General features: G+C 73.1%; 7 protein-coding genes. 5 read left to right on the top strand and 2 right to left on the bottom strand.

The features are described from left to right. Positions 1-52: 52 nt before the first annotated feature. Together VF665_RS06405 and VF665_RS06400 are read right to left on the bottom strand one after the other, a co-directional pair. Complete coding sequence (locus VF665_RS06405; RefSeq protein WP_331052579.1) at positions 53-2461, bottom strand: GumC family protein; 2409 nt, start codon at positions 2459-2461, stop codon at positions 53-55. 31 nt (positions 2462-2492) lie between these two features. Next, positions 2493-3110: a polysaccharide biosynthesis/export family protein gene (locus VF665_RS06400; protein ID WP_331052578.1), complete on the bottom strand. Its 618-nt coding sequence runs from the start codon at positions 3108-3110 to the stop codon at positions 2493-2495. 382 nt (positions 3111-3492) lie between these two features. On the opposite strand from VF665_RS06400, the gene VF665_RS06395 reads away from it, so the two are divergent. From VF665_RS06395 to VF665_RS06375, 5 genes are all read left to right on the top strand, one after another. Further along, complete coding sequence (locus VF665_RS06395; protein ID WP_331052577.1) at positions 3493-4974, top strand: lipopolysaccharide biosynthesis protein; 1482 nt, start codon at positions 3493-3495, stop codon at positions 4972-4974. 42 nt (positions 4975-5016) lie between these two features. Further along, positions 5017-5967: a glycosyltransferase family 2 protein gene (locus tag VF665_RS06390; RefSeq protein ID WP_331052576.1), complete on the top strand. Its 951-nt coding sequence runs from the start codon at positions 5017-5019 to the stop codon at positions 5965-5967. Further along, entirely contained in the window at positions 5964-7058 is a 1095-nt protein-coding gene (locus VF665_RS06385; protein WP_331052575.1) for a glycosyltransferase, read from the top strand. The genes VF665_RS06390 and VF665_RS06385 overlap by 4 nt, the downstream gene beginning before the upstream one ends. 33 nt (positions 7059-7091) lie before the next feature. Continuing rightward, on the top strand, positions 7092-8279 hold the full coding sequence (locus VF665_RS06380; protein ID WP_331052574.1) for a nucleotidyltransferase family protein: 1188 nt from the start codon (positions 7092-7094) through the stop codon (positions 8277-8279). A 195-nt stretch (positions 8280-8474) separates the two neighbouring features. Then, on the top strand, positions 8475-9531 hold a 1057-nt coding region (locus VF665_RS06375), incomplete at its 3' end, for a nucleotidyltransferase family protein (RefSeq protein WP_331052573.1).

Genomic DNA, 9531 nt, shown 5'->3' with positions numbered 1-9531 from the left:
CGGGCTGTTCGCCCGCGCCCCGCTTCGTTGCAGCATGGTGGTTCCGCTTCGGTCAGCGGCCGCCGTACGCGTATCCGTACGAGTAGCCCGCATTGTAGTACTGCGGCTGTCCCACGTCGTAGTCGTTGATCACCACGCCGGCCACGGGCACCTTGAGGTGGCGGAGCTGGCCGGCGGCGGCCGCGAGCTGGTCCTTGGCCGTGCGTCCGGTACGAGCCACCAGGATGGTACCGTCCGCCAGGGAGCCGAGCACGCCCGCGTCCGTCACCAGGTTCACCGGTGGGGTGTCGATGACGATGGCCGGGTACTGCTCGCGCAGCCGGGCCAGCAGCTCGCGCATGCGCTGAGAGCCCAGCAGCTCCGACGGGTTGGGCGGAAAGACGCCCGCCGCGAGCACGTACAGGTGCGTGTCACCCACCCGCTGCACCGCGTCTTCCAGCGCCACGGACCGCATGAGCACGTGGGTCAGGCCGGGCTCCTGCCGCAGCCCGAAGTTGCGGTGCAGCCCGCCGCGGCGCAGGTCGGCGTCAATCAGCAGCGTGCGCGTGCCCTGCTCCGCCAGGGCCGTCGCAAGGTTGCACGACGTGGTGCTCTTGCCGTCGCCGGGGAACGCGCTGGTCACCATCATCACCTGGGGCGCGCCGTCTGCTCCCGCAAAAGTGAGGCTGGTGCGGAGCGCGCGGAACGATTCGGCGGCCGGGCTCATGGGCTCGCGGAGCACGATGGGCGCGAGCGGCTCGGCCACCGTGGCCATCTGCGAGGCCCGCCGGGAGCCCGCGCCCGAGATCAGGATGCGCAGGCGGCCTCCTTCGGTAAACTGCGACCGGATCCGGGGAACCATTCCCAGAATGGGCAGCCCCACCGTGGCCGTCATCACATCCTGCCGCGTGCGGATGCGGGTGTTGAGCGCTTCGCGGGTGAAGGCCGCGCCCACGCTCAGCAGCGTTCCCAGACCCAGCGCCAGGACCATGTTGATCAGCGGGCGCGGAGAGATGGGCTCCTGAGGAACGGTGGCGGTGTCGATGACCCGGATCTGCCCCGGCTCGACGGCTTCCTTGATCTCCGCTTCCTTGAGCCGGGTCTGCAGCAGGGTGTAGATGTCTTCCAGCAGCTTCTGCTGCCGGGCCAGCCGGGCGAACTCCACCTCGCGCCGGGGAATGGACTGCATCTCGCTCCGGCGCCCGCCCAACGACGACGCGAGGGGAGCGATCTGGGCGTCGAGCCCGTGCAGATAGCCCTGCGCGGTCTCGTCGAGCCGGCGCCGGAGGTCGGCGATGCGGCTGTCCAGATTCTGCATGTCGGCGTTCGCGCCGGTGCGCCGCAGCGCCATCTGGCCGCGCTCGTTCTCCAGCGTGGTAAGGGACTGCAGCAGGTCACCAACCGAACGGTTGGAAAGGAACACGGGGAAGGAGGCGAGCTGCTGGTACCGCCCCGCGCCCTCGGCCCCCGCGGGCTGCGCGCGAAGCTGCGACAGGAACTGCGACAGTGCCTGCCGCTCACCATTCAGGTCGTCGAGCCGGGCCTGCAGTTCGGCCAGGCGCTGCACGTCGCGCGACGCCTGCTCGCCCAGGTTCACGATCTGGGCCTGCTCGCGAAAGCCGCGAAGGTCCGCCTCGGCACGCTGGAGGTCCGCCTGGTACGAAGCCACCTGCTGGCGCAGGAAGGTGACGGTGCTGCGCGACTCCGACTTGGCCGTCCCGCGCTTGTAGGCGATGAAGCCGTCCGCGATGGCGTTGGGAACCGCGGCGGCCAGGGCCGGGTCCGTGCTTTGGTAGCGCACCGCGATCAGCTGTGCCCGCGGATTGGGGCGGGCGATGGCCAGCCCGGCCTGTACCGCGCGCGCCGCGGCCACCGGCGGCACCACGGCCAGGCGGATGACCGGAGCCTGGGTGCCGGCGCGCAGGGTCACGCGCGCGCCGCCCAGGTCAGCCGGGACGCCGGCCGTAACAGTGCGGGGCAGCCGAACGCCCTGGAAGCCATCCTCGCGCTGAACGGTGTAGGTGCCGTTCCCGGTGCGGGTGAGCACGGCGATCCCGTTGCGGGCCGACTCGGGGACGAACACCGAGGCCAGGACCGCGGCACGCGGCGCATTGGGCTCCATCACCCACACGCGCAGCCCCAGGGAATCCACGGCCTGGCGCGCGATCAGCTCGCTCTGCAGCACCATGATTTCCGTCTCGATCCGCTCCTGGGCCCCGCCCAGAACCCGGCCCACTTCGCCGAACAGCTGCATCTGGCTCTGCTCGGGGTCGATGCGGATGGTTGCGCGGCTCTGGTACACCCGCGGCTGGCGGAACGTATAGGTTGCCATGGCCGCCACGGTGCCCAGGAGCACGACCGCGATCAGCCATCGGTTGCGCAGAAGCACCGACAGCACGTCCCGAAGATGAATCGTCTGCTCCACGTCCGCTTGCCCAGTGCTGAGCACGATGGTGCGTTCGGGAGGAAGTGACTTGGGCATGATCATGAGCCTCGTTGCGGCAAGGCCGCGGTCAGCGGCGGGCCAGGGTAAGCAGAATCCCCAGAAGAGAAAGCGAGCCGGACACCAGTGCGGCGCTGTTGCGGTCCATCCACGGCCGGCGGTCGACGATGATCTGGTCGCCCGACAGTACGTCGCTGTGCGTAAGGGTGGCCGAGGCCACCGCATGCCGCTGAATCACCTGCCCGCCGCGAAAGATGCGGATGCGGCGCAGGTCCCCGTTGGTGGTGGGGCCGCCGGCGAGCGCCACGGCTCCGGCCAGGCTGATGGTGGGGTCTGCCAGGTACACGCCCGGCTTCACCACCTCGCCCAGCACGTCCAGCCGGCGCAGGGGGGTGATGGAGATGGACGGGTTGGTGAGTTCCGCCCGGTACGCCGCCGTGAGCGTGTCGGCCAGGTCTCGCATGGGGATGCCCGAAATCACCCGGCGCCCCAGCAGCGGCAGCACCACCGAACCGTCCTGCGCCAGGGGAAAGTCGCCGTTCAGTTCGGGCTCGCGCCAGATGGTCACGCGAAGAACGTCGCCCGGCCGGAGGGAAATCTGGTCGGCCGCGCCGGGCGCCGCCTGGGCGCGAGCCACCGTCGGCCAAAGGACGAGCGCGGCGAGCGCCAGTACAAGAACACGGTGCATTTTCGTAGGATCGACAAGACAGGGCAGGGCCGCTCCAACTCCGCGTCGGCCCGCTGAACCGGCGGTCCGGAAAGGGACCGGAGTATACCACGAACGGGGCGGGGGGTCAAGCCAACAAAAGAGTTACGGGCATTCGGCGCGCGCTCCCCCCACGGCGCCGGAGCGGTTCCCGGGCCGGCCGGCGGGGTTTGGGCAAGGCACTCCGCAACGGCCCTGGCCGGCGCCGGCACCGCTTGCCTGCACCACAAGCGGGTGTAAGTTGCGGCAGACCCCGCCCGGGGATCGGCGGTCCCGGGCAGACCACGGGCGAGGCGCCGCGACGCCATGCACAATCCACCTCCTGGTGACGAGCGGGGGCCGCTCGCTCGGGGGAGCGCGGCTGATGGACGTGAACTCTGAGGCCCCGGGCATGCCGCCGGCGGAGCTGGAAGCTCCGCGGAGCGGGGGCGTGCTGGCGCGCCAGATCGCCCGCTACCTTCCGGGAATGATCGTACCCGCCGCGGTGGCGCTGGCGTCCACCGCAATCTTCACCCGGGTGCTCTCCGCCCCGGAGTACGGCCGCTTCAGCCTGGCCCTGGGGATCGCGATGCTGGTGGCGTCGGGTTCCGGACAGTGGCTGCGGCAGAGCACCTCCCGCTTTCTTCCGGCCGCCGACACCGCGCGCGAAGAAGCCGTGGTGCTGGCCTCGGCGGCGTACGGCCTGGTTCTGCTCACGCTCGCCCTGGCCGTCGCGGGGGGCGCTGTGCTCGCCTTGCGCGCATGGGTGATTCCCGGTGCCGCTCCGGAGCTGGTGTCGGCTTCGGCCGCGTTCGCCGTGGCCACGCTGCTGCTGCAGCAGCTGCTTGCGCTGCTGTCCGCACAGCAGCGGGCAGGGCGCCACAGTGTGTACCAGACCGCCGAGTCCGTCCTGCGCTTCGGAGCGGCGCTGGTCCTGGTGGGGCGCGTTCCCCGGGGCGAAAGCCTGCTCTGGGCCAGCGCTGCTGCCTCCGCGGTCCTGGTGCCCGTTCTGTGGCGCGACGTCGGCCTGCCCTCACCTGCCGCCGCGCTGCGCCGCGGCAGGGAACTGAGTTCCCGGCTGCGCGCCTGGGCCGGATACGGCGTGCCCATGGCCGGCTGGTTCATCTGCGCCACGCTCCTGGAGGCGGCGGACCGGTACGTGATCGAGTGGGCCCGGGGCAGCGCCGAGGTCGGGATCTACTCCGCCAACTACGGACTCGTGGTGCGCGCGGCCGGGCTGGTGGCCCTTCCCGCCGTCATGGCCGCGCATCCGCTGCTCATCCGCGCGTGGGAGCGGGGGGCGCCCGGCGAGGCGGCCTGGCTGCTGGGACAGATCGTGCAGCGGTTCATCATTGCGGGGCTGGTGGCGTGCACCCTGGGGTGGGCCTTCGCCCGCGACGCGGCCGCCGTGCTGGGGCCCGAGTTTCGCGCCGGGTACCGGGTCATTCCGCTTGCCCTGGCGGGACTGCTGCTCTGGCACATGGGTCTATACCTGCACAAGCCCTTGGAGTTTCACCGGCGCACCCGGCGAATGCTTGCGCTGGCGGGAGGAGCCGCCGCACTCAACCTGGCGCTGAACGCCGCGCTCGTGCCCGTGTATGGATATCTGGCGGCCGCCTGGGTCACGCTGGCCAGCTACGCGGCATATGCGGCCGGAGCCGCCGTTCAGGGGCGCCGGCTTCTGGCGTGGAGGTTCGACTGGCTTCCCGTGGCGGCCACCGCGGCGGGGTGTGTGGCGTGGGCGGCCGGTGCCGCCGCCTTGCGCGAGGCGCTCGGCGTGGCCGGTGTGCTCGCGTGGGCGGGCGGGGTATCCGCCGCCGCGCTCGTGTTTCATCTCCGGGCCCGCCGTGCTGCACGGGGCGGGTGAGCCGCCCGGCACGTTCATGCCCTCACTCCGCGGAAGCCGGGGATGCCGGACCGTCCTGCACTGCACATCGTGATCGTAAACTGGAACGGAGGCGCGCGGCTTGCCGAGTGTCTCCGTTCCATCGCGTCTGCCCGCCGGGAAACCGTGGTGCTCCGGCGCGTGACCGTCGTGGACAACGGCTCCACGGACGGATCGGCGCAGAACCTGGACGGGTGCGGAATTCCCCTGCACGTGGTGCGCAACCCTCGCAACGTGGGTTTTGCGGCGGCGTGCAACCAGGGTTCGCGGGGCTGCGCGGCCGACTACCTCCTGCTGTTGAACCCCGACACGCGTCTTTCCGCCACTGCACTGGAGGCCCCCGTCGCGTTTCTGGAAGCCGCGGAAAACGCGGGCGTGGGCATCTGCGGCGTCCAGCTCGTGGACGACGCCGGACGGGTGAGCCGCACCTGCGCCCGGTTCCCCACTCCCGGGCGGTTCGTGGCCAGGGGGCTCGCGCTGGACCGGGTCGCTCCGCGCGCGTTTCCCCCGCACTTCATGGTGGAGTGGCCGCACGGCGAGAGCCGCGCGGTGGATCAGGTCATGGGCGCCTTTTTCCTGACACGAGGGGCGCTCTGGGCGCGGCTGGGCGGGTTCGACGAAAGGTTCTTCGTGTACTTCGAAGAAGTGGATTACGCGCTGCGCGCCCGGGCCGCCGGATACGGCTCCTACTTCCTGACCGCTACGCAGGTGTACCACGAGGGCGGCGCAAGCTCGGGGCAGGTGCCCGCGCGCAGGCTGTTCTATTCGCTCCGCAGCCGGATCCTGTACAGCTGCAAGCACTTCGGGGCTCCAGGCGCCGCGCTGGTGCTGCTTTCCACCCTGGCGCTGGAGCCGTGGACCCGCCTGGCGCTCCAGGGAGCGCGGGGCTCGCTGCGCGGGGCCGGAGAAACGCTGGCCGCCTACGGCCTGCTCTGGAGAAACCTGCCGCGGATCCTGGCCGCCGCCCGGCGTTGAAGGTCCTGCTGCTGAGCCGGTACACCCGGCAGGGGGCCAGCAGCCGCGTGCGCAGCTACCAGTTCCTCCCGTATCTCGGCGCGCACGGGGTGCAGGTCACGGCGAGCCCGCTGCTGGACGAGGGCTACCTGGACCGCCTGTACACCGGACGGCCCCGCGATTACACGGCGGTGGCCCGCGCCATGGCCTCCCGCGCTTCGCTTCTGCGCCGCGCAGCCGAGTTCGACCTGTTGTGGATTGAAAAGGAACTGTTCCCCTGGCTCCCGCAGTGGGGCGAGTCGCTGCTGGCGCGCAGCGGCATCCCGTACGTGGTGGATTTCGACGACGCCGTGTTCCACTACTATGACGAGCACCGCACCGGCTTTGTCCGCCGGGTCCTGGGCCGCAAGATCGACGCGGTCATGCGGGGCGCGGCGGTGGTGGTCGCGGGGAACGAGTACATCGCCGGACGTGCCCGGAGCGCGGGCGCCCGGACCGTGGAAATCCTGCCCACGGTGGTGGACCTGGATCGCTACCGGGTGCAGCCGCGCATTCCCGGTGCGCCGTTCACCGTGGGGTGGATGGGAACCCCGGTGACCGCCGCCCTGCTTGACGGAGTCGCCGGGGTGCTGGCGGAAGCGGCCCGCGAGGGCGACCGGGTCGTGCTGGTGGGCGCGGGCGCGGCGCCCCCGTCCGTGAGGGCCGAGGTGCGCCCGTGGTCCGAAGCGGCCGAGGTGCGGGACATCCGCGATTTCGACGTCGGCATCATGCCCCTTCCCGACACGCCGGTGGCGCGGGGCAAGTGCGGGTACAAGCTGATCCAGTACATGGCGGCCGGGCGCCCCGTCATTGCCTCCCCCATCGGTGCGAACCGCGCCATCGTGCAGGACGGGGTTTCGGGATTTCTGGCGCGCGACGCGGGCGAGTGGCGCCGCGCGCTGCGCCTGCTGCGCGCGGACCCGGAACTCGCGGTGCGCATGGGACGCGCGGGCCGGGAGCGGGTGGAGCGCGAATACAGCCTGGCCGTCGTCGCGCCGCGCCTGCTCGGCATCCTGCGGCAGGCCGCTCGCGGCGGCGCGGCGTGCGCGCCCTCCTCACCGGCCGCCGAATGACCGGCCCGGGTGGCGCCGCGCCCAGGAGCCCGCATGGCTGATGTGCCGCCGTTCCAGGGTGCCACCGGGCGCGCCACGCACACCGTCGTGCGCCAGGCGCTGTGCGCGCGCCGGTGGGCCCTGCGCGTGCTGGCCGGCGGCAATCCCGAACCCGCCCCGGCGCTGTCCGCGCAGGGATGGTCCCTGTTCCTGGAGGCGGAGCGGTGCGCCCTGGCGCTGCAGCGGCGTCTGGGAGAGGGCGCCTCCGTGCTGGGCGCGGGCGAGCCCGTGCTGCGGCACGCCGCCACCCTCGAGATGATGCGGGCGATGTCGCTGCAGGCGCAGCTGCGCACCGTGGCCCCGCTGCTGCGGCGCAACGGCTGGCCGGGGATCGTGCTGAAGTCCGGCGCGGAGCTGGCGGGCGGGGGCGACCCGGTGGACGTGGCGGACGTGGACCTGCTGGTGGCGCCGGAGCACGCGGCGCCGCTGGCCCGCGCGCTGGAGCAGGAGGGCCCGTACGCCACCGTGGGCCGCGACGCGGCGCCCGGCAGCCGCGAGTGGGAGGCCGCCAAGCGGCTCGCGCCCGGGTCGGTGATGATCGAGATCCACCACTCCGTTCCCTACCTGGGCCCGGGGATCGACTTCTGGGCCGACCCGCGCCCCACCCGGGTGGCGGGCGTTCTTCGTCCCGCCCCGGCGCTGCACCTGTGGCACCTGCTGGTGCACGGCGTGGTGCACCACCCGGAGCGGGTGGGCACCGTGCGCGACCTGCTGCTGATGGCGGCGGCGTTCCGGAACTGCTCCGCCGGGGAGGTGGCGTGGGTGCGGGCGCGTACGGCGAATGCGCTGGTGCCGGCGGACCTCGTGGCCATGCTGGACGCCGCGGCGGCGCTGGCGGCCGGGAAGCCGCCGCGGGACCGCTTCGAGGTGGTGGCCGCGGTGCGCTACCGGCTCTACCTCAGCCCGCAGCCGGGGGCGCTGGCGCGGGTGTTTCCGCGCACCTGGCCGGCCGCGTTCGCCCTGGCCAGCGGGCGCGAGGCCTACCGGGCGCTCTGGGTGGGGTCGCAGAAGTCGGCCCTGGTGCCGTCCGCCTTCCGCGGCGACACGCGCCTGGACCACGTGGCGCCGCGCCTGTCGCACCTGCTGCGCACCTCGCGGCGCGTGCTGCTCCTGGCCGCGTCCACCCCCGGCGCGTGGATGCTTGCCCGCGGGGCCGCCCGGGACGCGCGCTCCTCCCGCTGATCCCGTCGTTTCCGGTGGACGGGGGTCTGCCCGTCCGCCGGAGGGTGGCGTTGCCGCGGACCGACGCGGCGCACCCGCCGGACGTCCATGTTGCCCGGTCCCGGGAGGGGGCGTATCTTTGCCCGCGCAAACGGGTTTCGGCCCGTGCGCTCCCCGTCGTCCGCCGTCCGGGTCCCATCTCCCCGCACTGCCCCCTTGCTCCGACATCCCATCTCATCGCCCGTGCAGGCGGCCTCGCAGGGGCTGCGGCTGCGCGCCTGGGCGCTCCCTCTCCTGGCCGGCGCGTCCACGGCGGGCCCGCCCGCCGCGTCGCCCGCGGAGTGGGGCGCCTTTCTGGCCGCGGAGCGGTGCGCCCTTCCCCTTCGGCAGCGGCTGGGCGGGGCGGGGCACCTGCCCGGGGAGGCGGCCGCGGTGCTGGATGCGCGCGCCACGGTGGAGATGAAGCGCTTCCTTTCCGCCGCCGCGCAGTGCCGCCGGGTGGCGGGGGAGCTGCGCCGGTGGGGATGGACGGGGGTGGCACTGAAGGGGGGCGCGGCCGCGGCGTCCGGGGGCGAGCCGCTGGACGTGGTGGACCTGGACCTGCTGGTGGAGCCGGGGAACGCCGCCGCGCTGGCCCGCGTCCTGGACGAGCGCTGCGGCTTTCGCGCCACCCGCGCCGATCCCGGCCCGGGCCTCACGGGGGGCTGGGAGCTGGCGCCCCGCGGCACCGAGCGCGACATCCCGGTGGAGATCCACTACGACGTGCCGCACCTGGGCGCGGGGGTGGACCCGTGGGCCGGCCTGCGTCCCACGCGGGTCGAGGGCGTGTTTCGCCTGGCCCCCGCCACGCACCTCCTTCACCTTCTGGTGCACTCCGTGGTGCACCACGTGGAGCGCCGCGGGCAGATCCGCGAACTGGTGCTGCTGCGCGCTGCGCTGGAGGCCTGCACCGCCGGGGAGCGGGCGGGGGTGCGCGCCCGGGTGCAGGCGCACCCCCTGGCGGAGCCCCTGCTGGCGGTGTGGGAGATGGCGGAGGCCCTGGCCGCGGGGCGGGTTCCGGACGACCCGTTCGCCGGGGTCGCGGCGGTGCGGCTGGCCATGGCCGCCGGCGTGGAGGACGCGTATCCGCGCGGCCCCGCGCTGCGGACGTTCAAGGACGCGGCGTACGCCATGGCGGCGGGGGAGGGCGAGTTCGCCCGGCTCTGGTACGGCGCGCGCTCCAGCGTGCTTCCCCCCGCGGACTTTCGGGGCGATTCGTGGCTGGACCGCCGAC

The sequence above is a fragment of the Longimicrobium sp. genome (assembly GCF_036387355.1).
GTDB lineage: Bacteria > Gemmatimonadota > Gemmatimonadetes > Longimicrobiales > Longimicrobiaceae > Longimicrobium.
This window is presented reverse-complemented; position numbering and strand designations above follow the sequence as displayed.

Coding starts and splice junctions, on each gene's coding strand:
- VF665_RS06380 (WP_331052574.1), top strand. CDS start 7,092: ATGGCTGATGTGCCGCCGTTCCAGGGTGCCACCGGGCGCGCCACGCAC.
- VF665_RS06400 (WP_331052578.1), bottom strand. CDS start 3,110: ATGCACCGTGTTCTTGTACTGGCGCTCGCCGCGCTCGTCCTTTGGCCG.
- VF665_RS06405 (WP_331052579.1), bottom strand. CDS start 2,461: ATGCCCAAGTCACTTCCTCCCGAACGCACCATCGTGCTCAGCACTGGG.
- VF665_RS06395 (WP_331052577.1), top strand. CDS start 3,493: ATGGACGTGAACTCTGAGGCCCCGGGCATGCCGCCGGCGGAGCTGGAA.
- VF665_RS06390 (WP_331052576.1), top strand. CDS start 5,017: ATGCCGGACCGTCCTGCACTGCACATCGTGATCGTAAACTGGAACGGA.